The sequence below is a fragment of the Gilliamella bombicola genome (assembly GCF_900094945.1).
Classification (GTDB): domain Bacteria; phylum Pseudomonadota; class Gammaproteobacteria; order Enterobacterales; family Orbaceae; genus Gilliamella; species Gilliamella bombicola.
The window spans coordinates 118146-143276 of sequence record NZ_FMAQ01000003.1 but is presented as its reverse complement, the minus strand read 5'-3'; the positions used below and the strand labels follow the sequence as shown (position 1 = coordinate 143276).

General features: G+C 32.2%; 24 protein-coding genes. 16 read left to right on the top strand and 8 right to left on the bottom strand.

The features are described from left to right. The first annotated feature begins 37 nt into the window (after nucleotides 1–37). On the top strand, nucleotides 38–322 hold the full coding sequence (locus tag GA0061081_RS04515; RefSeq protein ID WP_091347487.1) for a YciI family protein: 285 nt from the start codon (nucleotides 38–40) through the stop codon (nucleotides 320–322). Nucleotides 323–536: 214 nt separating this feature from the next. After that, nucleotides 537–1973: a 6-phospho-beta-glucosidase gene (locus GA0061081_RS04510; RefSeq protein ID WP_091347485.1), complete on the top strand. Its 1437-nt coding sequence runs from the start codon at nucleotides 537–539 to the stop codon at nucleotides 1971–1973. A 55-nt stretch (nucleotides 1974–2028) separates the two neighbouring features. Here GA0061081_RS04510 and GA0061081_RS04505 read toward each other — a convergent pair whose 3' ends face one another. Beyond that, on the bottom strand, nucleotides 2029–2868 hold the full coding sequence (locus tag GA0061081_RS04505; protein WP_245176380.1) for an IS3 family transposase: 840 nt from the start codon (nucleotides 2866–2868) through the stop codon (nucleotides 2029–2031). After that, nucleotides 2865–3386, bottom strand: a complete 522-nt coding sequence (locus GA0061081_RS04500) for a helix-turn-helix domain-containing protein (protein WP_167349300.1) — start codon at nucleotides 3384–3386, stop codon at nucleotides 2865–2867. The genes GA0061081_RS04505 and GA0061081_RS04500 overlap by 4 nt, the downstream gene beginning before the upstream one ends. On the opposite strand from GA0061081_RS04500, the gene GA0061081_RS04495 reads away from it, so the two are divergent. Next, entirely contained in the window at nucleotides 3339–3866 is a 528-nt protein-coding gene (locus GA0061081_RS04495) for a PTS transporter subunit EIIC (protein ID WP_091347479.1), read from the top strand. The genes GA0061081_RS04500 and GA0061081_RS04495 overlap by 48 nt on opposite strands. 537 nt (nucleotides 3867–4403) lie before the next feature. Continuing rightward, entirely contained in the window at nucleotides 4404–6107 is a 1704-nt protein-coding gene (gene ggt, locus GA0061081_RS04490) for a gamma-glutamyltransferase (RefSeq protein ID WP_091347477.1), read from the top strand. A 52-nt stretch (nucleotides 6108–6159) separates the two neighbouring features. On the opposite strand, the gene rplI is transcribed toward ggt, so the two are convergent. The 4 genes from rplI to rpsF are packed head-to-tail and all read right to left on the bottom strand — an operon-like array spanning nucleotide 6160 to nucleotide 7539. Next, nucleotides 6160–6609 carry a 50S ribosomal protein L9 gene (gene rplI, locus GA0061081_RS04485; protein ID WP_065590871.1) on the bottom strand — a complete coding sequence of 150 codons (450 nt, stop codon included), beginning with the start codon at nucleotides 6607–6609 and terminating at the stop codon, nucleotides 6160–6162. 22 nt (nucleotides 6610–6631) lie between these two features. Continuing rightward, nucleotides 6632–6859, bottom strand: coding sequence for a 30S ribosomal protein S18 (gene rpsR, locus GA0061081_RS04480; RefSeq protein WP_025314965.1), 228 nt, complete (start codon nucleotides 6857–6859; stop codon nucleotides 6632–6634). 4 nt (nucleotides 6860–6863) lie between these two features. Next, complete coding sequence (gene priB / locus GA0061081_RS04475; protein ID WP_091347475.1) at nucleotides 6864–7172, bottom strand: primosomal replication protein N; 309 nt, start codon at nucleotides 7170–7172, stop codon at nucleotides 6864–6866. Further along, the gene (gene rpsF, locus GA0061081_RS04470) at nucleotides 7156–7539 is read right to left on the bottom strand and encodes a 30S ribosomal protein S6 (protein WP_091347472.1); all 384 of its coding nucleotides are present in this window, start codon (nucleotides 7537–7539) and stop codon (nucleotides 7156–7158) included. The genes priB and rpsF overlap by 17 nt, the downstream gene beginning before the upstream one ends. A 411-nt stretch (nucleotides 7540–7950) precedes the next feature. Between rpsF and GA0061081_RS04465 the strand changes: the two genes are divergently transcribed. The 8 genes from GA0061081_RS04465 (at nucleotide 7951) to GA0061081_RS04430 (ending at nucleotide 15848) form a co-directional block, all read left to right on the top strand. After that, on the top strand, nucleotides 7951–8298 hold the full coding sequence (locus GA0061081_RS04465) for an HIT domain-containing protein (RefSeq protein WP_091347471.1): 348 nt from the start codon (nucleotides 7951–7953) through the stop codon (nucleotides 8296–8298). A 7-nt stretch (nucleotides 8299–8305) separates the two neighbouring features. Then, on the top strand, nucleotides 8306–8941 hold the full coding sequence (locus GA0061081_RS04460) for a penicillin-binding protein activator LpoB (protein WP_091347469.1): 636 nt from the start codon (nucleotides 8306–8308) through the stop codon (nucleotides 8939–8941). Beyond that, the gene (nagZ, locus tag GA0061081_RS04455; protein ID WP_091347467.1) at nucleotides 8941–9984 is read left to right on the top strand and encodes a beta-N-acetylhexosaminidase; all 1044 of its coding nucleotides are present in this window, start codon (nucleotides 8941–8943) and stop codon (nucleotides 9982–9984) included. Before GA0061081_RS04460 ends, nagZ begins: the two co-directional genes overlap by 1 nt. Continuing rightward, nucleotides 9965–11206, top strand: coding sequence for a sigma 54-interacting transcriptional regulator (locus tag GA0061081_RS04450; protein WP_209435359.1), 1242 nt, complete (start codon nucleotides 9965–9967; stop codon nucleotides 11204–11206). The genes nagZ and GA0061081_RS04450 overlap by 20 nt, the downstream gene beginning before the upstream one ends. Before the next feature lie 2 nt (nucleotides 11207–11208). Then, nucleotides 11209–12240 carry a dTDP-glucose 4,6-dehydratase gene (gene rfbB / locus GA0061081_RS04445; RefSeq protein WP_091347464.1) on the top strand — a complete coding sequence of 344 codons (1032 nt, stop codon included), beginning with the start codon at nucleotides 11209–11211 and terminating at the stop codon, nucleotides 12238–12240. 3 nt (nucleotides 12241–12243) lie between these two features. After that, nucleotides 12244–13203 carry a glycosyltransferase gene (locus tag GA0061081_RS04440; RefSeq protein WP_091347462.1) on the top strand — a complete coding sequence of 320 codons (960 nt, stop codon included), beginning with the start codon at nucleotides 12244–12246 and terminating at the stop codon, nucleotides 13201–13203. Between the two features lie 83 nt (nucleotides 13204–13286). Continuing rightward, nucleotides 13287–14369, top strand: a complete 1083-nt coding sequence (locus tag GA0061081_RS04435; RefSeq protein WP_091347461.1) for an acyltransferase family protein — start codon at nucleotides 13287–13289, stop codon at nucleotides 14367–14369. 27 nt (nucleotides 14370–14396) lie between these two features. Continuing rightward, a complete protein-coding gene (locus GA0061081_RS04430; RefSeq protein WP_091347459.1) occupies nucleotides 14397–15848 on the top strand; it encodes a hypothetical protein in 1452 nt (483 codons plus the stop codon). Nucleotides 15849–15985: 137 nt separating this feature from the next. On the opposite strand, the gene GA0061081_RS04425 is transcribed toward GA0061081_RS04430, so the two are convergent. Continuing rightward, complete coding sequence (locus GA0061081_RS04425) at nucleotides 15986–16978, bottom strand: glycosyltransferase family 2 protein (RefSeq protein WP_091347457.1); 993 nt, start codon at nucleotides 16976–16978, stop codon at nucleotides 15986–15988. Nucleotides 16979–17091: 113 nt separating this feature from the next. Between GA0061081_RS04425 and glf the strand changes: the two genes are divergently transcribed. Together glf and GA0061081_RS04415 are read left to right on the top strand one after the other, a co-directional pair. Continuing rightward, nucleotides 17092–18189, top strand: a complete 1098-nt coding sequence (gene glf, locus GA0061081_RS04420; RefSeq protein ID WP_091347455.1) for a UDP-galactopyranose mutase — start codon at nucleotides 17092–17094, stop codon at nucleotides 18187–18189. Between the two features lie 29 nt (nucleotides 18190–18218). Next, complete coding sequence (locus GA0061081_RS04415) at nucleotides 18219–19961, top strand: DUF4422 domain-containing protein (protein WP_091347452.1); 1743 nt, start codon at nucleotides 18219–18221, stop codon at nucleotides 19959–19961. A gap of 366 nt (nucleotides 19962–20327) precedes the next feature. Here the strand turns inward: GA0061081_RS04415 and GA0061081_RS04410 are convergent, their stop codons facing one another. Continuing rightward, a complete protein-coding gene (locus GA0061081_RS04410) occupies nucleotides 20328–21350 on the bottom strand; it encodes a glycosyltransferase (RefSeq protein ID WP_091347451.1) in 1023 nt (340 codons plus the stop codon). Between the two features lie 213 nt (nucleotides 21351–21563). On the opposite strand from GA0061081_RS04410, the gene msbA (GA0061081_RS04405) reads away from it, so the two are divergent. Together msbA (GA0061081_RS04405) and msbA (GA0061081_RS04400) are read left to right on the top strand one after the other, a co-directional pair. Then, nucleotides 21564–23300 (top strand): lipid A export permease/ATP-binding protein MsbA, encoded by a 1737-nt coding sequence (msbA, locus tag GA0061081_RS04405; protein ID WP_091347449.1) that lies wholly within the window; start codon nucleotides 21564–21566, stop codon nucleotides 23298–23300. 13 nt (nucleotides 23301–23313) lie between these two features. Next, entirely contained in the window at nucleotides 23314–25086 is a 1773-nt protein-coding gene (gene msbA, locus GA0061081_RS04400) for a lipid A ABC transporter ATP-binding protein/permease MsbA (protein WP_091347744.1), read from the top strand. Nucleotides 25087–25131: the final 45 nt, after the last annotated feature.

Genomic DNA, 25131 nt, shown 5'->3' with positions numbered 1-25131 from the left:
AATTTATTTTTTGTATATTTATTTAGGAGATATATATATGTATATTTGTACACTTACTTATGTGAAGCCCATTACTGAAGTAGAAAAATATTTGTCACAGCATATTGATTATCTTGAGGACTATTACCGATCGGGACATTTTATTGCATCAGGTCCAAAAGTCCCTCGTACAGGTGGTGTGATTATTTGTCGTGCTGAGAATAAAGAGCAAGCGCTAGCAATATTACAAAAAGATCCGTTTTATATTCATCATATTGCTCAATATGAGATTATCGAGTTTGTGCCATCAAAATATACTGATGGGTTTGAAGAATTTATTTAAAAGTTAACTTCAAATATTTAAAGTTTATTATTCATTTTTGTGATATTTATCACATTTCGGTAAATATCACAAAAAGCTGCACATTTCACTAATCACCTGTCCTCTACAGATATACTTATATTTTTCCTGATCAATAAGGAAAAAGTTGGTTAGTAATTCTATTTTTTCCCTTTTATACTAAATTTGAATTATCAATAAATACAGGTGCTTAATTATGAAAAATAGAGGTTTACCAAAAGATTTTTTGTGGGGTGGTGCTGTTGCTGCTCATCAATTAGAAGGTGCTTGGCAAGTTGGTGGAAAAGGAATAAGTGTCGCTGATGTGATGACTGTTGGTTCACCAAAAAGTTATCGTAAAATTACTGAAGGTGTTATTGAAGGTGAATATTATCCTAATCATGAAGCTATTGATTTTTATCATCATTATAAAGGTGATATTAAGTTATTTGCTGAAATGGGTTTTAAATGTTTTCGTACTTCTATTGCTTGGACTCGTATCTTTCCAAAAGGTGATGAACTTGCACCAAATGAAGATGGGTTAAAATTTTATGATGATCTTTTTGATGAATGCTTAAAATACAATATTGAGCCAGTTGTTACACTTTCTCATTTTGAATTACCTTATTACCTTGTTACTGAGTATGGAGGATTCCGTAACCGTAAATTAATTAATTTTTTTGTCCGTTTTGCCGAGGTATGTTTTGAACGTTATAAGAATAAAGTCAAATATTGGATGACTTTTAACGAAATCAATAATCAAGCTAACTTTAATGAAGATTTTGCACCGTTTACTAACTCAGGTATTTTCTATAAACAAAGCGACGATCGCGAGCAGATTATGTATCAAGCTGCACATTATGAATTAGTTGCTAGTGCTAAAGCGGTACAAATTGGTCATGCTATTAATCCTGATTTTAAAATAGGCTGTATGTTGGCGATGATCCCTATCTATCCAGAGACTTGTAAACCAGGTGATATTCTAATGGCACAAAAGGCGATGGAGCGTAAATATTTTTTTGGTGATGTTCATGTCCATGGAGAGTATCCAAACCATATTAAAAATTATTGGCAACGTAAAGATTTTAAACTTTATATCACCAATCAAGATCTTGAGTTCTTGAAAAATGGAACAGTTGATTACATTGGCTTTAGCTATTACATGTCTAATGCAATTAGGAAAAAAGAAGATAATGAAAGCTATGAATATAACGAAAAAACCGATCTGATCGGCAATCAATATGTTAAAAAATCAGATTGGGGTTGGCAAATCGATCCTGAGGGACTTCGTTATACACTTAATTGGTTAACTGATATGTATCGTTTACCGCTTTTCATAGTTGAAAATGGTTTTGGCGCCTACGATAAAGTCGAAGCTGATGGTAGCGTGCACGATGCTTACCGTATTGATTATCTGCGTGAACATATTAAACAAATGAAACTTGCTGTTGAAGAAGATGGTGTTGATTTGATGGGATATACTCCTTGGGGATGTATTGATCTTGTTTCAGCAGGGACAGGTGAAATGGAAAAACGTTATGGATTTATCTATGTTGATAAAGATAACAAAGGTAACGGTTCACTAAAACGTAGCCGCAAAGCCTCATTCGCATGGTTTAAAAGAGTGATTGAGTCTAATGGCGAAGTCTTATAAAGCATAACTATTTTTAGGGGAATTTGAACTGCACCCCAAAAGTTGTACAAAAAAACTAAGCTGCTGGAAAATAATACTCCCGATATTGAACAGGACTCTTTTTGTCCAAGCTTAATTTAATTCTTCTATGATTATAATAATGGATATATTCCTCAATATCCGCTTTTAACTGCTCAATAGTATCATACTTATTTAAATAATAGACCTCGGATTTTAACAATCCAAAGAAGTTCTCAATAACAGCATTATCTAAGCAATTTCCTTTTCGAGACATACTTTGTACGATATTTCTCTCCTTTAGCTTTTGCTGATAATAACACATATGATAATGCCAACCTTGGTCGGAATGTAAAATAGGAAAATCGTCTTTTTTGAGTTTATTAATGGCTTTATCCAACATATCACCAACCAATTCATAACAAGGGCGTTCACTGAAGTTATAAGCCACAATTTCCCGATTGTATAAATCTAATATAGGTGATAAATACAGTTTTTTACTTCCCACTTTAAACTCAGTTGCATCTGTTACCCATTTCTGACCAGGTTTAGTCGCCTTAAAATCACGGTTTAATAGATTGGGCACAGCACCAAGACGACCTTTATAAGAACGATATTTTTTTCCTCTTATCAAGGATTTTAATCCCATTTCTTTCATTAAACGTAGCACCTTTTTATGATTCACAATGACATTCTTATTTTGTAATTCAGCCGTAATTCGTCGATAACCATAGCGACTAAAGTTATCTTCATAAATCTTGATAATAAGCGCTTTTAATTCACTATTTTTATCAATTTTAGATTTAGTCGAATCGTGATAGTAAAAAGTACTTCGCGACAAACCTGATGCGCTAAGCAATTTATTTAAGGGATATTTTTTCCTTAATTCATCAACTATTTGATACTTTTCTTTTTTTCCAATCTCTTTTGTCGAAGTAAGGCATCCAACTTTTTTAGATAAGCCACCTCCACTTCAAGGTCACTGACCATTTCGAGCAATTCTTCTTTTGTTTTTTCACTATTTTTTTTAACTTTTTGAGCCATTTTTTTATCCGCTTTTCCCTGTGGTGGATTCAGTGTCATTGAAAAACCTGCTTTGCCATATTTTTGGTATATTTTAAACCAGTGGCCTACACATCCAAAGTGTATATCAAACGCCAAAGCAGCTTGATTTTGAGAAAGATGATTGTCTATAAAATACCTGACCACTTTGTATTTAAACTCCGGAGAAAAACACCTTGGTTTTGTGATGGGTTTTAGTCCATCAATGCCTTTTCTTTTATATAACTTTACCCACGACTCCACTGTACCGACAGGCACTTGAAAGTGCCAAGCGGTTAAACCATAACCATCATTACTCTTAAAATAATGTTCAATGACTTGTTTTTTAAAATCGAATGTATATTTTTTTGCCATAATTTTGTTCCCAAAAGTAGATTTAAACAATCCAACTTTTGGGGTGCAGTTCATTCTACCTTATTAATGACATTCTTTATTGCATTTTTTGCTAAGTCTAGCCAACTAAAAATCTTAGGGCGAGCATCTGTAGTGCCAGCAATATTTAATATTAACGAACCGGTTATTTTTGGTATGCCGATTGTATATAATCCTTATTTAGCACTGCCTTTTTTCTTAGCGCCTATGGCTTGTGGAACATTAGGTTATTTGGCTATTAATACCGGTTTTATTCACCCTATCATCGCATTAATTCCATGGCCATCGCCAATGGGATTAGGGGCATTTATTAGCACTGGCGGTGATTTTAAAGCGGCTATTGTTGCCATATTTTCAGCTATTTTAGCTTTGCTAATTTATATTCCTTTTGTCAAATTATATGACAATAAATTGTATAAAGATGAGCAAGGTAAATCAGAAAGTCAAATTCAAACAGCTTAGTTTTTTATGTTTTAGATAAGAGCGTATACCTTTAATTAAATGGGGTACGCTCTTTTTCATTTATAATCATAAAGATCAATTGCGCCTATTTTCTATAAGGATCAAGCAATCATTTCGACTAAATTTACTACCTTTTTATACTTAAACGTAGTGTTTCCTGAAACTTTTTTACAAAAATCAGCTTTATTTAAACGGATTATGTTTTTTAAGGCTAATTATGTTAAGAAAATACATCATCCTTGACACCTTTTAATAACATTTTCCAGCAAAGTTTAATTATTTCTTACCTATGTTCAACAAATAAGATAGATTGGCTGCTCTATGGTAGATGAGTTTTATTATCATCAATTGCATTGCATATTAAATTATCAGCCTCTATTAAGTAAAGCTAACTGATCAATATTTGCTCAACATTTTTATTTTCTATGCTATATTGATGATTCCCTTTAACCTATTGTTACATGATTTATTAATGTGATTCATGTATTTTGCCGTTAAGTGGGTACGATAAATAATACTTTAATTAGGAGGTGCAAAATGTTTTATCTTAAACGTAAGTTGATAAAGTATTGCTACTTTATTGTATTTTTACTGATAAGCCAACAAGTACTTGCTGTTGAAAACGTAACACAAAAATTAGAAGCTGGCGCAGTTGCTTCGCCCGATCATTATGGTGCCATTGCTGCACAAGAAATTTTAAAAAAAGGTGGGAATGCAGCTGATGCTGCGGTGGCTACCGCATTTGCTCTTGCTGTTACTTATCCTGAAGCGGGTAACATTGGTGGGGGTGGTTTTATGACCCTTTGGATGGACGGTAAGCCTTATTTTATTGATTATCGTGAAGTTGCACCAAGCAAAGCTGATAAAGATATGTATCTTGATGATCATAAAAATGTGATCCCTAATTTAAGTTTATATTCTTACAAAGCATCGGGAGTACCGGGAACCGTTGCCGGTATGTGGGCGGTGCATCAACGTTTTGGTAAATTATCTTGGAAAGAGGTAATGGCACCAGCTATTCGATTTGCTAATGAAGGGTTTACCGTAGATAAACAGTTAGTTAAACGTTATCAAGAAGCAGCCGAGCTTGCACCTGCTAATGGTCACTTTAAGCAATACTTTGGTGCTATGCAAGCTGAAAAGGTGTTTAAACAGCCCGAACTTGGTAAAGTATTAGAGCGTATTGCAAACCAAGGTAGTGACGGATTTTATAAAGGCGAAACGGCTAAATTAATCGCACAACAGATGGAAAAAAATGACGGTTTAATTACTGAAAACGATTTGGCAAATTATCAGGCTAAATGGCGAGCTCCGTTAGTTGCTAACTGGCAAGATATGCAAATTGTTACCGCTCCTCCGCCAAGTTCAGGTGGCGTTGGTTTAATTCAACTTTTATTAATGAAACAAGATCTCGCGAATGATTTCAAAGATGTAAAAGTGAATTCACCACAATATATTCACTTATTAGCAGAAATAGAAAAACGTGTTTTTGCCGATCGAGCCGAATATATGGGAGATCCTGATTTTATCTCTGTACCTGTCACTGAATTGATTGATACTAATTATTTAGCGCAGAGAGCGAAACAAGTTAATCCAAAAGCTATTTCTATTACTGAACAAGTTAAACCTGGTTTAGATACTAATCGCGAAAAATTACAGACAACGCATTTTTCTATTGTGGATAAATGGGGTAATGCGGCATCGAATACTTATACGCTTAATGGCTGGTTTGGATCAGCGGTTGTAATAGAAGGCACAGGTATTATACTCAATAATGAAATGGATGATTTTAGTAGTAAACCAGGTGTCGCTAATCAGTTTGGTGTTGTGAGCAAAGATGCTAATGCAATTGAGCCAAATAAACGCCCTTTATCTTCTATGACGCCAAGTATATTTATTAAAAATAATGATGTCGCAATGGTTATTGGTACACCGGGCGGTTCAAGGATTTTTACTTCAATTTTTCAAGTGGTGACGAATGTCTTTGATAACCATATGTCATTAAAAGCAGCAATAGATGCTCCGCGTTATCACCATCAATTATTACCAACTAATCTTATCTTTATTGAGCGTTTTCAAAATAAAGTACCAGAAGATTTAAAAGATCAACTCAAACAAATGGGTTATCAGTTTAAGCAGCAAGATTTTAGCGGTGATATTCAAGCCATAAAAATTACGGATAATAAACCTGAAGCGGTATCAGATATTCGAGGCAGAGGTAAATCAATCATTGTAAAATAAATAATAAAAACCCGTTACTTGAACGGGTTTTTTGGTATTTATTGTTGGATAATTATTCAGGAATAATATCAACAATAAGTTTAGCAAATGCTTCGCTGTGTACTTGGAAGAACACTTCATGTTCACCAGTAGTACGCAGTACACCATTTGGTAAGCGAACTTCGCTTTTTGATACTTGAATACCACGAGCTTTAACAGCATCAGCGATATCACGAGTACCGATTGAACCAAATAATTTGCCTTCATCACCGGCTTTAGAAGTAATAGTTACTTTACCAAGTGCATTGATTTGAGCAACACGCTCTTCAGCTGCTTTCAATGTTTCTGCAAGCTTAGCTTCTAATTCAGCACGACGAGCTTCAAAGAATTCGATATTCTTTTTAGTTGCTGATACAGCTTTACCTTGTGGAATTAAAAAGTTACGTGCGTAACCTGCTTTAACATTAACTTGATCACCTAAGCTGCCTAAATTAGCAACTTTATCGAGTAGAATAATTTGCATTATATGTTCCCTCTGTTGCTAATTACTGATGATTATCAGTATATGGTAATAATGCCAAGTAACGAGCGCGTTTGATTGCGCGAGCTAATTGACGTTGATATTTTGCGCTAGTACCAGTGATACGGCTTGGTACGATTTTACCACTTTCTGTGATATAGCTTTTTAATAAAGAAACATCTTTATAATCAATTTCTTTAACGCCTTCTGCAGTAAAACGGCAGAATTTGCGACGACGGAAATAACGTGCCATTTGGCTATTCTCCTAATAGTTTAACTTGGTCAGCATGTAAAACAAGTTGGCTTGTTTTATTGCGTTTAGTGTGGGTGCTTATAAATCCACTAACTGAAACTTTGCTGCCTTTTCTTATGTAACTTAACTCATGATGTCCACTGGCTATGACGGGCATGATGCACCATGCTTGCCTTGTGAGTTCTGCTTCAACTTGCTCAGAAACATGTTCTAAATAAAATTGGCAGTGTGATATCCCACTTGGACTGACTTTCCTTATCGGTGTTTTAATAACAATACCCGATAACACTAAACGATTATTCTTCGGAATCATCGTCCATGTTTGTTTCGTTAAAATCTTCTTCCGAGCTACGACGCTCATCTTTAGCTTTTAACATAGGTGAAGTTTCAGTTACAGCATGTTTAGTACGCATAATTAAACTGCGAATTACTGCATCGTTAAAACGGAAGTTGTCTTCAAGTTCGTTAACCGCTTCTTGAGTTGCTTCAACATTCATTAGTACATAATGTGCTTTGTGCAGTTTTTCGATAGGATAGGCTAATTGGCGACGACCCCAATCTTCTAATCGATGGATTTTGCCACCATCAGTGGTTAACGTACCAGTATAACGTTCAATCATACCAGGTACTTGTTCACTTTGATCTGGGTGAACCATAAATACTATTTCGTAATGACGCATTATCGCTCCCTACGGATTAATCAGCTTTCTGTCGGGGCAACCGCAACCCATTGAAAGCAAGGAACATGAAAATAGGCGGTTGAAATCGACGGGGCATTATATATCAAGTTATTCTGTTTGACAAATGAATATATCAAGATATTTTTTGTAGATTGGTGTTGTATTTTGTTAGGGAAGCGTCTGTTTTTATGTGCATTTTTTATAAAGTTTCTTTACAGGGGAGGTGTCAAAAATCAAAATAAAAACTTTAATAAAATCAATACCTTTACTGACTGTTTTTGATGGTTATAAAAATGCGTTGTAAAATGTAACGATTTCTATACATTTTTGTTGATAAAATATGATATGCTTGGGCATATATAAATTGGCATTGGTTGATGTCTGTATAACTATATTAAAAGGAGAGGTTTGATGGCTCAGGAAACTATTTTTAGTAAAATCATTCGACAAGAAATTCCAGCGGATATCGTTTTTCAGGATGATAAAGTAACGGCATTTCGTGATATCTCTCCCCAAGCACCGACTCATGTGTTGATTATTCCAAATAAACTGATTCCAACCGTTAATGATATTCAAGATGAAGACGAAGTCGTTCTTGGGCATATGATGGTGGTTGCGGCTAAAATTGCCAAGCAAGAGGGTATTGATGAAAGCGGTTATCGTTTAATTATGAATTGTAATAAAGATGCTGGGCAAGAGGTTTTCCACCTGCATATGCATTTGTTAGGCGGTAAACATTTAGGTCGATTAATAGGTTAATCATTGTATGAAACAGATCAAACGTATTTTTGTTGTTGGTTTATTGGCTTTTTTGTTGGCCGGTTGTCATCTTATTGGCTTTTCTCAAAAAAAAGAGGCGAAACCTCCGGTTGAGGTTAATCAGCCTGATAATACTGGTGTGATTGAAACTCCACCACAAATTGTTCGACAAACGGATTGGCAGTCGATATTGTCGCCATTTATTCGTAAATTAGTGAGTTCTTCGTCTTTAAATTCTGATAATAGACTCATTTTAATTAGCGATATTCAAAATCGTAGTGGCGATTATCTTGCAAGTAATAAGATCAACGAGGCGCTGTATCAATTAATGCGTCAACAAAATACCTTCACAGTGGTAGATCAACAAGCTGTAAGCCAAGCCAAACAAACGCTGGGAATTTTGGCAGATGATAAACTGGTGTCACGCAGTAAGATGATTGGTTTGGCTAAATCAATCAATGCAAATTATGTCCTTTTTACAACAGTTTATAGAGTGCCAAGCGAAAGTAGTGACGCAGATCTTGCTATGGAGTTGCTTTCAACACAAAGTGGCGAGATTTTAACTAGAGTGGCCGCTAAAGATTTGCCGAAGCCGTCTGATAGCAATGCGCAACCAAATCAAGTTGATGGGGATAATCGATAATGGGACCATTGCTGATTGATGTTGAAGGTCTAACACTAACCCAAGACGATAAGAAGCTATTGCAAAATCCGTTGGTGGCTGGGGTGATTTTGTTTAGCCGTAATTATCAAGATCAAGCCCAATTGTTGGCATTGATAAACGAGATTCGTGCTGCTTCTTCACAGCGTTTATTAATCTCGGTTGATCATGAAGGTGGGCGTGTTCAGCGCTTTAGAGATGGGTTTACGGCGATTCCTCCTGCACAATCGTTTGCGGCGCTTAATGATCTTGAGCAAGCAAAATCGTTGGCGTTTGATGCTGGTTGGGTTCTTGCTATGGAGCTGATCGCGTTTGATATCGATCTGAGTTATGCTCCAGTTTTAGATTTAGGTCATGATTGCCTTGCTATTGGTACACGTTCGTTTCATCAGGATATCAATATTGCTTATCAGGTCGCTTCTGCCATGATTGATGGTATGCATGCAGCAGGGATGAAGACAACAGGAAAGCATTTTCCTGGGCATGGCCATGTGATTGCCGATTCGCATAAAGAAACCCCTGTTGATCATCGTGAAAAATCGTTGATTGAGCACGATATGCAGATTTTTACTAGGCTTATTGCTAATCATAAACTCGATGCGATTATGCCAGCTCATGTAATTTACCCCGCTTTTAATGATAAACCCGCAAGCGGTTCGCCGTTTTGGCTGAAGACCGTACTCCGTAATCAGTTGCATTTTAATGGTGTGGTTTTTTCTGATGATTTATCGATGGAAGGCGCTTCGGTCATGGGCAATCACGCTGAACGTGCTCAAGCAGCTTTAGCAGCTGGCTGTGATCTACTTTTAGCTTGTAATAATAGGACGGGGACTATGGCTATTTTAGAGCAATTAACCGCGCTAAATAAGGTTAATCCGCTAACATCAGAGAAAGTAAAATGTCTATTAACCAATACTAAAATCACCTATGCCGAATTAACGAAAAGCCCTGAGTGGCAAAGCCGTTGTGTTAATTTACAAAGACTGAATGAGAAGTGGGCAGACTATGCAAATAGCCATCATTGAAATTGACCATAATCAACACCTGATTGCATATAACGATTCAGCTAAGAAGCTTTTGGGTCATCAGTCGTTGGTGTTAAATCAATATTTTGATTATCGAGCTGTTTTCAATTTTGATAATACAGTCAGTATCGATAAACAAGATGATACGATTATTGTTTTAGATTCGCAGCATTTTTTGTTGCAGAAGGTGATGGCATCATCCAAAACAATATTTATTTTACAATCCATTGATTATCTGAAAAAACGCTTGTCTAAAATCAATGTGGTGAGTTGTCATGCTTTTGATATTTTTGCTACCCAAAGTGGGGTTATGCAGAAACTAATTGCGCAAGCTAAAGTGTTTTCTATGCAACGCGAGCCGTTATTGATTTCAGGTGAAACAGGTACCGGTAAAGATTTATTAGCTAATGCTTGTCATCAATATAGCCCGCGTGGTGATCAGACGTTTTTAGCCTTAAACTGTGCAGCCATGCCCGACGAAGTAGTTGAAAGTGAGTTATATGGTCATGCAGCAGGAGCGTACCCTGGAGCAATTGAGAGCAAAAAAGGCTTTTTTGAGCAAGCCAATGGTGGTTCAGTGTTGCTCGATGGCATTGATGAGATGTCTTTTCAAATGCAAACTAAGTTATTGCGTTTTATCAATGATGGCTATTTTCGTCGTGTTGGTGATGATAATGAGGTTTATGTCGATGTTAGAATTATTTGCGCAACAAAGGTTGATTTGGCCGATTTAGTTGAGCAAGGCAAATTTAGAAAAGATCTTTATTATAGACTGAATGTGTTGCCGCTTAATTTGCCTTCTTTACAAGAGCGCAAAGATGATATTGCACTACTTACTCATATTTTTGTCAATGAATTTGCCAATAAACAAAACATCACCCCACCAACAGTTGATGATAATGCCATTGGTTATTTAACTGGCTATTCATGGCCGGGTAATGTACGGCAACTTAAAAATATCCTTTATTCTGCATTGGCACAATTGAAAGAGCCTAAGTTAACCGTTAAAGATATCATGTTACCAACCTCAACCTCATCGCAATTGTCTTGGGTCGATAATATTGAAAATAAAACTTTAGATCAAATGACCAAACAATTTGAGAAAGAGATTTTATCAAAATTATATGACCAATATCCAAGCTCAAGAAAGCTTGCTAAAAGACTTGGTGTATCGCATACGGCGATTGCGAATAAGTTGCGGGAATATGGGATAGGGCGGTAGGTTTGTTTAGTCACGCTAAAAAAATTTTAATCACAGGTGGTGCTGGATTTGTTGGTTCTGCTGTTATTCGGTATATTATTGAATACACTCAACATCATGTTATTAATGTAGATAAATTAACTTATGCAGCAAATTTGCAATCGCTTGCGATGGTTTCTAACAGTGAACGGTATGTTTTTGAACAAATTGATATTTGTAATCAACAAGAATTGGAACGCGTTTTTCAACAATATCAACCCGATGCTGTGATTCATTTGGCCGCTGAAAGTCATGTGGATACTTCAATAATGAATCCAGCTGTTTTTATCGAAAATAATATTATTGGTACTTTTACACTTTTAGAAGTCTCTCGATATTATTGGTGCAATTTATCAGAGGAACGTAAACATAATTTTCGGTTTATTCATGTTTCAACTGATGAAGTTTATGGTGATTTAGGATGTACAAAACAGCGCTTCACAGAAGCGACTCCTTATTCACCAAGTAGCCCATATTCGGCGTCTAAGGCATCAAGTGACCATTTAGTTGCGGCGTGGCATCGCACTTATAATCTACCAACAATTATAACCCATAGTACTAACAATTATGGACCTTTTCAGCATGCTGAAAAATTAATTCCGTCAGTAATCTCAAAGGGATTAGCTGGTAAACCAATTTCTATTTATGGCAGTGGCTTGCAGATTCGTGATTGGATATATGTCGAGGATAATGCTAAAGCTTTATATACTATTTTAGTAAATGGTAAAATTGGAGAAATTTATAATATTGGAGCTAATAATGAATATACTAATTTAGATGTAGTGCAAATTATTTGTTCAATATTAGATAAACTTATTCCAAAACACCCGCATGGAATTAAACAATATCAAAATTTAATTCAATTTATGACCGATCGACCTGGTCACGACTTTCGATATGCTATCGATTCATCTAAAATACAAACTCAATTAGGCTGGAAGCCACAGGAAAGATTTGAAAGTGGTTTGAGAAAAACAATTTTATGGTATTTAAATAATATAGGAATTCAAGGATAATTTATGTTGCCTAAAGTATCAATTGTCGTGCCAGTCTATAACGTAGAAAAGTATTTACGGCAGTGTTTGGACAGTATTATAAATCAGACATTAACAAATATAGAAATCATTTGTGTAAATGATGGTTCTACTGATAATTCTCTTACTATTTTACAAGAGTATGCTGATAAAGATTCAAGAATTCGAGTCATAGACAAACCTAATAGTGGCTATGGTCATTCAATGAATATAGGTTTTCAACTATGTACTGGTGAATATATAGGTATAGTTGAGTCTGATGATTTTGCTAAATCCGAAATGTTTGAAATATTATATAAAATAGCAATTGAAAATGATTTAGATATTGCAAGATGCCACTTTTTTACATTTACACAAAAAGATAGTTCAATTAAAAAAATAGATTCATATCAAATGGAAACTAATGTCTTAATTAATCCACAAAATGATTTATCGCCATTTTTACAGTGGCCGTCGGTATGGGCTAATATTTATAAGCGAACATTTATTCAGAAAAATAATCTGAAATTTTTAGAAACACCCGGCGCATCATATCAAGATACAGCATTTAGTTTTAAAGTCTATGCCTGCGCAACACGAATGATGCTTATTGACGCTCCATTAATTTATTATCGAATACATGATCAGTCGTCAATAAAGAGTAAAGATAAGGTGTTTTGTATTTGTGATGAATTTAATGAAATAATGGCATTTTGCAAAAATAAAATGTTATATGAAAAACTTAAATATCTAATTTGCTATCTTCAATATAAAAGCTATAAATGGAATTATAATAGATTAGAAATGCCTCATCGATATTTGTTCCTACTACATTGGTCAAAAGAGATACGAAAAAATAGCGAAATTTATTCAAGAAATAATCCTTTTTTTATTTTTAAAGATCTTAAAAAAATTGTGGTTATTAAATTGTTACCATTATTATATAGATATAGGAATGAGTTGTGAAACAAGAATAACAGTTTTATTCAAAATAAAATGTCTTTAATTATAAATGGATGTCTAAGATAGGTTTCAATAAAAGGGATGTTATGTATTCACTTAATACTAAATATATAGATCGGTTAGATCATTTACGTTTTTTTGCTGCAATTTTGCTGATTTTTCATCATTTCCGTGGAAATGTTAATTGGAATGGTCATTTACAATTGGAGTCGATTATACCGTTATGGTTACAAAATGGCTCAACGGGTGTATCTTTTTTTCTTGTCTTAACCGGTTTTTTATTTTGTCAAATAAGTAATGGTGGACAGGAAAATTTAAAATATTGGGGGTTTATTTATAATCGTGTTTTAAGAATTTTTCCTTTAATGATCTTTTTGGTGTTTATTATAATTTGTTGTAGTAGGCAAACATCAACTCCTATGGATATATTAAGAATAATTACTTTACAGCTCAACACGGGAAATTCATTGACAGGTTGGGGACATGATTTTTACCCAAGTGGTCCAATTTGGACTATAGCTGTGGAATTTCAATTTTATCTTTTTTTCCCTTTTCTCTCATTATTTTTAAATCGTTATGGAATTAAATATTTAGTGGCATTAGTGATTTTGATGATAGCTACAAGATTTAATATTGCTATATTAAAAGGCGGAGACATATATTACAACGTCTATCATAGTATTATTGGTCGATTAGACCAATTTATTATTGGCATGATATTAGGATATTATTATCAAAAAGGTATTTTTCGTTTTCTAGAAAAATGGAAATATCAGTTATGTTTTTTATCTACTACTATACTTATATTCACTTATCTTTTTAAATTTAAAAAGCTTAATGTGATATATACATCTCTATCTTTTACTATTGAAGCGGTTCTTTGGGGAATAATTACTTTATGCTATATTTATATTCGATTACCTAAGATAAATAAGTTAAATACTATTTTATCTTATTTAGGTATGTGTAGCTTTTCGATGTATTTATTGCACCTGCCTATTGGAATTATGTTAAATAAATTAATTGGGTGGCAAGTACCTCAAGATGTTTTTACATCTTTATCTCAATCTATAATTATATGTATTTTAACAATTTTAGTTTCACTTTTTACTTTTAATTTGATTGAAAAACCATTTATGAAAATGAGAATAAAATATACAAAAGAATAATATCTTATTATTTATTAAGGAATAGTTATGGGATTTAGAAGTTGGTTTTTTTCTAAAATTTATGCCGATAATAAAAAAGTTAAACATGAAGTTTTAGATATAAATTGTAAGTTAGATGGGTTAAATCACCAAATATCTTCTCACACGAAATATTTTCATAATTTTGGACAAGATAAAGAGTACGAGGAACTCTTGCAGCGAATGGTTTTTTTAGAAGAAAAATTAGAGCTAATATATAGACTAACTGAAAAAAATACTAATCTAAATATCGATATTCGTAATTTAAGCCAAACAATTAATCTTATTTCAACCAATAGAACAATTAATAAAAAACAAAAGATTACTTGTTTGTTTTTAGTGCATAATATTGAGTCATGGGATAGTGTTTTTTCTATTTATCAAGAGATGCTTTGTCATAATCAATTCAATGTTATTGTTGCATCAATAAATAGGAGATATCCAGGTAGCAAAATATTTAAAGATGAAGAATATGTACATAATATTTTATCACAATTAAATGTGCCTCATTTGAGATTCAATAATAATAATTCATATGAGGATTTAAATATTATTAAAACATTGGCTCCTAATGTGATTTTTAGGCAATCACAATGGGATTATGATGTTCCTCCAGCTTTTAGCACAGATAATTTAAGATTTGCAAAACTATGCTTGGTTCCGTATGAAATTATGAATTTTGTTCAGTTAGGATTCAATCATTTATCTAGTCATTACCATAGTTCTTGTTGGAAGCTTTTTGTCGCAAATCAGCAAACCAAAATAGAGCAAGAACAACATGATAAACTTAATGGAATTAATGTCTTTGTAACAGGTCATCCTAAAGTAAAAGCGTTAAAAAACGCCAAACCCAAATGGCCGATTGTTTCAAATTCTAATGATAAAAAATTTAGAATCTTGTGGGCTTCTCATCATAGTATAGATAAAAATTGGAGCAATTTTGGTGTTTTTTTAGATATATATAATGATATGTTAAATTGGGCAAAAGAAGATGATTCAATCGAGTTCGTATTTAGTCCTCATCCAGCATTAGTGACTGTTTTGGAGGCAATAACAGACGAAACTCTTAAACGTAGCGTGCAAGAGTTTTTTGTAGAATGGAATAAGCTAGATAATACCTATTTTTACAGGGAAGGTCCTTATGGTCCACTATTTCAAGCTTCAGATATTTTAATCATGGATGGTATAAGTTGGCTATTAGAATATCAATTGATGAAAAAGCCATTAATTTTTATTGAACGTGAAGATCATTCTGCATTTACGGTGAATGGTGAGCTAATTGCAAATGGAACAAATAGAGTGTCTACATTTGAACAGGCAAAAGCGTTAGCATATCGATTTAAAAATGGCGAGCCAGATCCAAATCGAAAGAATCAAGATATTGTTGTTGAGCAGTTATTGTCAATTGATAATGCTGCAGAAAATATTGTGGATTCAATATTGGAAGATATGACATTTTAAATTGAAAATGTTTAACTAGCTTAATTGATTTTATTTAAAATAGAAGTTTTTGTTGTTTATTCCTGCAAAGAAAATAAAATGGAATTAATAACAATGGATTTCTATTTTTAGTACAGTTGGAAAGCTAAGAAAATTTCTTACCAATTGAATCTAAAAAAACGATAGTAAAGTGTGTAACAAAACCAAATTACATAGTTTTTGCGTTTTATAATCAAAAATTTTTTTTTATCTTTTTTATTGAGCTTTCCTTTTTGGAAAAGTTGTTCTTTTTTTATGAAATTGGATTCAACTAAGTAATCGTTAATTGCTTTATATTTCCATTTTTTTATACAGTCAATCATATAAGAAATTTCACGTTGAAAAATGAATTCTGAAGCTAACTGAATTATTTCTTTTTTGTCATTTTTATCATAATTATTGCTTAGATAAAGCAAAATTTGTTCACGTCCTTTAATATCAGAAAGCCATTTATTTTTAGACCATTCAGAAGACATTACGGAATCAGATCTTTGAATGTAATTAAACAAATGTTCTTTTACGCAGTAGAAACTACAGTTATTAAGGAGTTGAACCGTAAATAATAGGTCTTCAGAGATAGTACGGGCAACTTCAAAATATATATGTTTTTCTAATAAAATACTTTTACGAATTAACATACCTGAAAAATGGAAATATCCATTTTGTTGAAAATATAAATCCAAAATATTTCCTTCCTTAAATAAACAAGGCATAACCGTAAGCTTACCTGAAGTACTAACTCTGTTATATCCACAATAAACTACATCGGCATTTTTTTGAATTTGTTTGGATAACATTTTCTCTAAAAAATAAGAAGAATACATATCATCACTATCAAGAAATGATACAAACTCTCCACTTGATAGCTCAATACCTTTATTTCTAGCAGCAGATACGCCCTTATTTTTTTGATTGTATAAAATGACATGGTTATTTTTTCTTTTATATTCTTCTAAAATCTCCAATGAATTATCAGTTGAACCATCATTTATCAAAATAATTTCATAATGGTTATAAGATTGAGCTTTTAATGAATGTAGGGTATTTAATATAAACTCACTGGAATTATAAACAGGAATAATGATTGATATTAATGGGTTATTTTTATTCATTTATGTGCTCACGGTTTGAGATGTGTTAAGATCTAATAATTTCATTGCTAAATATTTGCATATTTTTAATAAAAATATACTATATTATACAATTAAATATTTAAGGAATCTAAATGAAATATGATTATCTAATTGTTGGCAGTGGTCTATTTGGCTCTATATGTGCTTATGAATTAAAAAAAAGAGGGTATAAAATACTTCTAATAGAAAAAAGAGACCACTTAGCTGGAAATATATATACCGAAGATAATGAAGGCATTCAAGTCCATAAATATGGAGCTCATATTTTCCATACTAATAATAAAGCTGTATGGGATTACATTAATCGTTTTGCAGAATTTAATCGTTTTACTAATTCACCCATAGCAAATTATAAGAATAAACTATTTAATTTGCCATTCAATATGAATACTTTTTATCAATTATGGGGCGTGAAAACACCTAAAGAGGCTAAGGCAAAAATTGAAGAGCAAAAAAAGTTATATCATATTGAAAACCCAAAAAATCTTGAAGAACAAGCCATATCGCTAATTGGAAAAGATATTTATGAGATATTAATCAAAGGATATACCGAAAAACAATGGGGAAGAAAAGCCACTGAACTTCCTCCATTTATAATTAATAGATTACCAGTTCGATTTACTTTTGATAATAATTACTTCAATGATAAATATCAAGGAATTCCAATTGGAGGATATACTCAAATCATTGAAAAAATGCTTGAAGGTATTGATGTAGAATTAAATACTGACTTTTTTGAGAATAAGGAAAAGAATCTTGAGTTAGCGAATAAGATTATTTACACGGGTTCGATCGATAAATTCTATGATTATCAATACGGCGCTCTAGAATATCGATCGTTACATTTTGAAAACGAAACAATTAACGAATCAAATTATCAAGGAAATGCTGTAATTAATTATACTGAATACGAAATTCCTTATACTCGCATTATCGAACATAAACATTTTGATTATGTTGAAACTGATCACACAATTATAACTAAAGAATATCCTCGCGATTGGAAGATTGGCGATGAAGCATACTATCCAATCAACGACGATAAAAATGCGACATTATTTAAGAAATATAAAGAGCTTGCCGATCAAGAAAAATTAATTCATTTTGGTGGCAGATTAGCTGAATATAAATATTATGATATGCATAATGTTATAGAAAATGCTTTAAATTTCATCAATTCGATCAAATAAGATTTCACTTATATTAAGAGAACTTTTAAATGAATATAAAAATTGCTGTATGTCATCACAAAGATGGACTTTATTTTAAAAATGCTTATATTATGCCAATTCATGTAGGCAGGGCGGTTAGTTCAGTAAATTTACCTTTTTGTATAGGTGATGATACTGGAGACAATATTTCAGATAAAAATAAAAGTTGGTGCGAGTTAACAGCACTTTATTGGATGTGGAAAAATTTAGATGCAGATTATTATGGACTGATGCATTATAGACGATATTTATCTTTTACTAGATCTGATGGTTATGAAATTTTTCATGATTTTAATGATAAAATAATCAATAATGATTTATCTGAAGCTAATATTGAAAATGAATGTAAAAATTATGAAATAATTACTAGTCCAGTATGGAATGTTCATCCTGCTGGGTTGCCCGATCATATAATGTCTGGTTATGATTTTTATTGCATGGATCATTATCAAAAAGATCTAGACATAGTCATAGAAATAATAAAAAAAGATCATCCAGATTTTTATTTACCTTTCTTGGAGACTATCTATTCTAAACAAACTTTCTTCTTTAATATTTCAATCATGAAGAAAGAATATTTTAAAGAATATTGTAGTTTTATATTTGATATTTTAAAAAAAGCTGAGCAGAAGATTGATATATCCAGTTATAACACTTATCAAAAACGTGTATTAGGATTTTTAGCGGAACGATTGACCAACGCTTATGTTACGTATGCTAAAAGAAAATATAAAAATATTAGAATATCTACTAAAGGAATTCTTGCTTTAGCTGAGGTATTACCTGTATCAGAAATAAAGTTACCAGCCTGTTCAACTGATTTAATACTAAAAGAGACAATACATATATGTCTTTCCTTTGATGACAATTATTCCCCTCATGCAGATGTAACAATAACATCATTATTAAATAATACTAATCCAAATCAATCGATCCACTTTCATATATTGTGTGATGACAAACTATCCAATGAGAATAGATTATTAATTAGTAGTGACAGGGGGGATAATGTAAAATTTTCATTTTATGATATTGATACAAGTCTTTTTTCATCCCTACCTTTAAATAGAAATTATATTTCAGTTAATACATATTATCGTTTAGTTATTCATAATCTTTTGAAGCATATTGATAAAGTAATTTATATTGATTCTGATACTGTTGTTTACGGTAATATTGCAGAGTTATGGCAGGAAGATATTGAGGATTATACTATAGGAGCATGTTTGGATGAAGGTGGGTTGTTGCAATCTCGCCGACTTTTATTAGGTGATACTCATAATTATTTTAATGCTGGCATTGCGGTGTTTAATATAAAAAAAATTAATGAAACTTATTCTGATGTTTTTAAAAATTATATGGAAAACTACTATATATATAATGAACGTATTGTGTTACAAGATCAAGATATACTAAATTTAACGTTTAAAGATAATAGTAAAATTATACCACTAAGATGGAATGTAAATTCGCGTATATTTACTTTTAACGAGCTTGATAGAAAATATAACAAACAGGATGAGTTAAATGCAATACATCATTGTGGAATTATTCATTATTCAGACTCTAAGAAACCTTGGAAGAAGAGCTGTAATCATCCGTTAAAAGGCTTATATTGGTCTATAAGGAAAGAAAGTAACCGTTTTCCATTGTCACGTAAAGAAGAAAAAATAGAAGTTATCCATAATGCTAAATTTAAAAAAGGTATAAAGAGCAAGATAAGAAAATTAATTGAGAAATTTAAAAAGTAAAAACTCGAAGTTAAAGTTACTATTGTTTAATGTGACATTATTATAATAAAAACCTCATTATATATGCATGTATATATAAGGTTTATTTATAATAACTAACTTATTTTCATATTTAGCTCTTTTTTATTTTATTGGAACTATCCCCCAAAAATGATCCTAGTCACCTCCCCCTAGGGGGGAGTCAACCTTAGATAAGTAGATAGGCGAATTGCATCAAATAAAACTAGCCCTAGAGGTTTAACGGTTTAGCAATAGCGAATTTCTATCAAACAATACGGAAAAGTTTCACAAGGTATTAAGCAAGAACACTTTCATTTAACATAAAGTAGTAAAATAAGCAGTGTAATTTTATATAAAATTATGGAACTAATAACGAGGATTTTTTATTTTTCTTAAACAATATTTAAGATAGCAAATTAAACCAGATAATAATTTTTTCTGGTGTAATCTATGTTTTGCACAATACCTCCATTGTGTTGCTGTAATGGCTGATAGCAAAGATGTTGATTTCCATGGAGATGCTGATTTTGCATCAAGAAAATATTGCGAGCATTTATAATCTCTAGCCCATTTGTGCCACGGTTTGGTTGGTCCAATGTAATGAATTAGTATTGTTTCATCTAAAATAGGCGAGTAGCCATTAACGCTTGATTTATATTTTAATTCGTAATTAATACTGACTTGTTGGTTATATTTTCTATCAAGGTACTTAACCTTTTCGAGTAATATAATATTTAATACATCTTGATCTAAATGTGTAAAGTTTTCTGATAGATTTGAATCGGAAAGTAACTCCAATGCTTTGCTATTTACACTAAATTCTTTCCATTTTTTTAGATCAATTAGTAAAAAACCTGCATTGAAGTAGCCTGATGATAATTTATGTTCGTTGAGTCGGGTTGCACATTTATTCCACCATATTGGATCTTTTTCTGTCACTACATAGGCAATATTATCATCAAACTTTAATGTAACTAATTCTTGCAATGAGCCTTTACAGGTAATATCGGCATCCAGATAAAGAATTTTATCCATTTTTTCATAGAAATAATCAGCTACTATAAATCTAAAGTAGGTTGCAATTGTCCAATTTTTAGTAGTTGGCAAGTGTGATAAACTATTATCATCCACTAAATAAATTGTTATATTTGTATTATATTTATCGGCGAGTTGCTCTAATTTTAGTTCAAGATCATCGTTAATGTAATTTGTAAATATATGGAAACTAAAATCCAAATTAGGATTAGCTAATAAAATAGAAGTAATAGAAACAGCGCAACCTAAAAAAAAATTTTTATCAATGCCATATGCAATATTTAATTGATTCGCGTCATGACTGAGTCCAAATCTTATTCTTTTTTTTATAATATTATTTGCATTGAAATACATTGCTTACTTCCTATTGCAGCATCCTTTAATAAAATTAATTATTCATTATTTATTTGTGTTTTATACAGTAAAGAATAAAACTTTGTTTTGACCTTGTTTGTATTATATAGATAAAACAAATTTTTTCTAGTTGAAAAAGAATTGTAATAAAATTTTAAGTTAATAGATTATGTATAGTATAATCCCCTTTCAGATTAATTTTGTTACTTTATTATGTCTAATAAATATAGCTCATTGAATACCATTAAACAATTGTGGCCTTTTATTTATCCACATAAAAAAGCGTTAATTGTTGCAATTATCGCGCTTTTGTTAAATGCTGCAACTGATGCAACTCTCATCTCACTAACAAAACCCCTACTAGATAATGGGTTAATGGATAAAAATTATGAGTTATTAATTCTTTTTTCAATTGGCATCATTGGGTTAATTGCGTTACGCGGGCTATCAAACTATTGTTCTACTTATTGTCTTTCTTGGTTATCAGGTAAAGTGGTCACTAAATTTAGACAGATGATTTTCAATCACTTAGTCAAAAGTCCTATTAGTTTTCTCGATAAAAATCCCATTGGAGAACTTGTTACGGTAATAACATACAATACACAACTATTATCAAAAGCATCATCAGATGCACTGATTATTTTGGTAAGAGAAATCGCTTATGCTATCGGTTTATGTGTTGTTATGTTTTATGGTAATTGGAAGTTGGCTTTAGTGTTAATTATTGTTGTACCGTTAGTTATTTTTATAGCTCAATTTATTGCAAAGAAGTTTCGGAATACACTTGTTTCTATGCAAAAAGGAATAGGTAATATTACAACTGCAGCAGATGAAATGTTGAAGGGGCATAAAGAAATTTTAATTTTTAATGCTCAAAAATATGAAAAAAATAATTTTTATTCAATCAATAAACTTTTTAGGAAAAGTATCTTAAAAATCGTACTTGTTTCGGGGTTATCAACACCTATAATTCAATTGGTTGCTACATTGGCTTTAGGATTAATTTTATTTCTTGTTGCAAGCCAAGCATTGGAGATCACACCGGGTTCTTTTACTGTGGTTTTTTCTGCTATGGTTGCAGTAATGCGTCCTTTAAGAGAGTTAACTAGTGTTCATCTTGAATTACAAAAAGGTTCTGTAGCTTGTGAATCATTATTTGGGCTTTTAAATTTACCACTTGAAGAAGACAACGGAATAATTGAGTTGAATAGAGCAAAAGGTGAAATTGAGTTTTGTCAGGTCACTTATACTTATCCAACAAGAACAACACCATCTTTAAATAATATTAGCTTTAAAATTAAAAAAGGCGAAACAGTAGCTTTAGTGGGGCGTTCTGGTGCAGGAAAATCAACAATAGCAAGCCTGATACCTAGGTTTTATGATGTACAAAAAGGAAAAATACTGTTAGATGGTATTGATATCAAAGATTATACGCTTGCCTCATTGCGGAAGCAAATTGGTTATGTTTCACAAAAAGTCCATTTATTTAATGGAACTATAGCGGATAACATAATTTATGGTGCTAAAAATCAGTACACTCGAGAAGATATTATTAATGCAGCTAAACAAGCTAATGCAATGGAGTTTATCGAAAAATTAGAAAATGGCTTGGATACAGAAATTGGTGATAATGGTGTTTTATTATCAGGTGGACAACGACAAAGAATTGCTATTGCAAGAGTTCTTTTACGTGATAACCCCATTTTAATTCTTGATGAAGCTACCTCTGCGTTGGATAATGAATCTGAACGGTTTGTCCAACAAGCTATAGAGCATTTACAAAAAAATCGAACTTCTATTGTTATCGCTCATAGGTTGTCAACAATTGAAAAAGCTGATCGAATATTAGTTATTGATGATGGCTTGATAATTGAAGATGGCTCTCATAGCTCATTATTACTTCAAAATGGTATTTATGCCAAGATGTATCAAATGCAATTTAATTCTTAACCAAATAAATATTATGAAAAAAAATAATAATCAATCAATTAATCACGATATTGATCGAGACTCATCTACATGGAAGACTTTTTCTAAGTTATGGCCTTATATTGCTAAACACAAATTGATTCTGTTTTTTTCAGTCATATTGCTTGTTTTTAGTGCATTTGCTGATACTTCGCTTATTGCGTTGTTACAGCCTTTACTTGATAAAGGTTTTGTTGAAAATGATCAGCATTTTTTGATGATGGCGCCTTTTTATATTTTCGGACTAGTATTACTCCGGGGTATCGCAAATTATGGATATTCTTTCTTTTTATCTTTGGTTTCTACAAAAATCGTACTTAATATTCGTCAGCGCCTTTTTAGTCATTTTGTCGATGCTCCGGTAAGTTACTATGACCAAAACTCTACAGGAAGATTATTGTCTCGCATTACCTATGATACCGATCAAGTCGCTTCATCATCATCTGATGCTTTGATAACGATAGTGCGTGAATCAGCTTTTATTTGTGGGTTATTTTATACAATGTTCAGCAATAGCTGGCAGTTGTCTTTATCGTTGATTATTATTACGCCAATTGTTATTGGATTAATCTCTTTTATTTCTATAAAATTTAGAAGATTAGCCAAAAATATGCAAAATTCAATGGGTAATGTCACCATGTCTGTTGAACAAATGCTAAAAGGCCATCGAGAAATTATTCTTTTTGGCGCCCAAGATGAAGAGTCAAAAAACTTTGATAAAGTGAATAACAAATTTCGTCGCGATGGTATGAGATTAGTGTCTATTTCTGCATTATCAACGCCTATTGTTCAACTTATCATTTCGTTCGCTATTGCTTTTGTTTTGTTAATGGCGAGTAACCCTGATTTGAGTATTAGTCCCGGGCAGTTTACGGTCGTTTTTTCTTCTTTAGTTGCATTAATGCAACCAATAAAAAGTTTAACTAGTGTTAATGCCGAATTTCAAAAAGGGATGGCGGCTTGTCAAACTTTGTTTGCTATTTTTGAGCAGCCAATAGAAAAAGATAATGGAAAAATCAATATTGAGCGAGTTAAAGGCAATATTGAATTTAGACATGTCAGTTTTACTTATGAAAATAGACAAGAGCCGGCATTGAAAGATATTAGCTTTTTGGTAGAGCCATGTAAAACAGTAGCGTTAGTTGGGCGTTCGGGATCAGGAAAAACAACTATCGCGAGTTTGCTTACGCGTTTTTATGATATAAGTGAAGGTGAAATTTTAATTGATAATAATAATATTCAAGATTTAACTTTATATAGTTTGCGTAATCAAATTGGGTTAGTTTCACAAAATGTACATTTGTTTAATGATACTGTTGCAAATAATATCGCTTACGGGAAAGTAGGTGAATATTCTCGAGATGAAATAGAAGAAGCCGCTAAAAAAGCGTATGCATATGATTTTATTATAGAGCTTGAAAATGGATTTGATACAATAGTGGGTGAAAGTGGTGTGTTATTATCTGGCGGTCAACGACAACGTATTGCAATAGCAAGAGCTTTATTACGAGATACGCCGATACTAGTACTTGATGAAGCCACTTCAGCCTTAGATACTGAATCAGAACAAGCAATCCAAAAAGCTTTAGATGTTCTACAAACAGGACGGACATCAATAGTTATTGCTCATCGGTTATCAACAATTGAAAATGCGGATAAAATACTTGTCATTGATAGTGGCAAGATTATTGAGCAAGGTAATCATCAAGAATTGTTATCAATGAATGGATTATATGCAAAGTTATATCAAGGAAATTTTACAAATTAATATGATGAAGAGTTTTTAAAATTTAGATATAAATATATTTTGCAT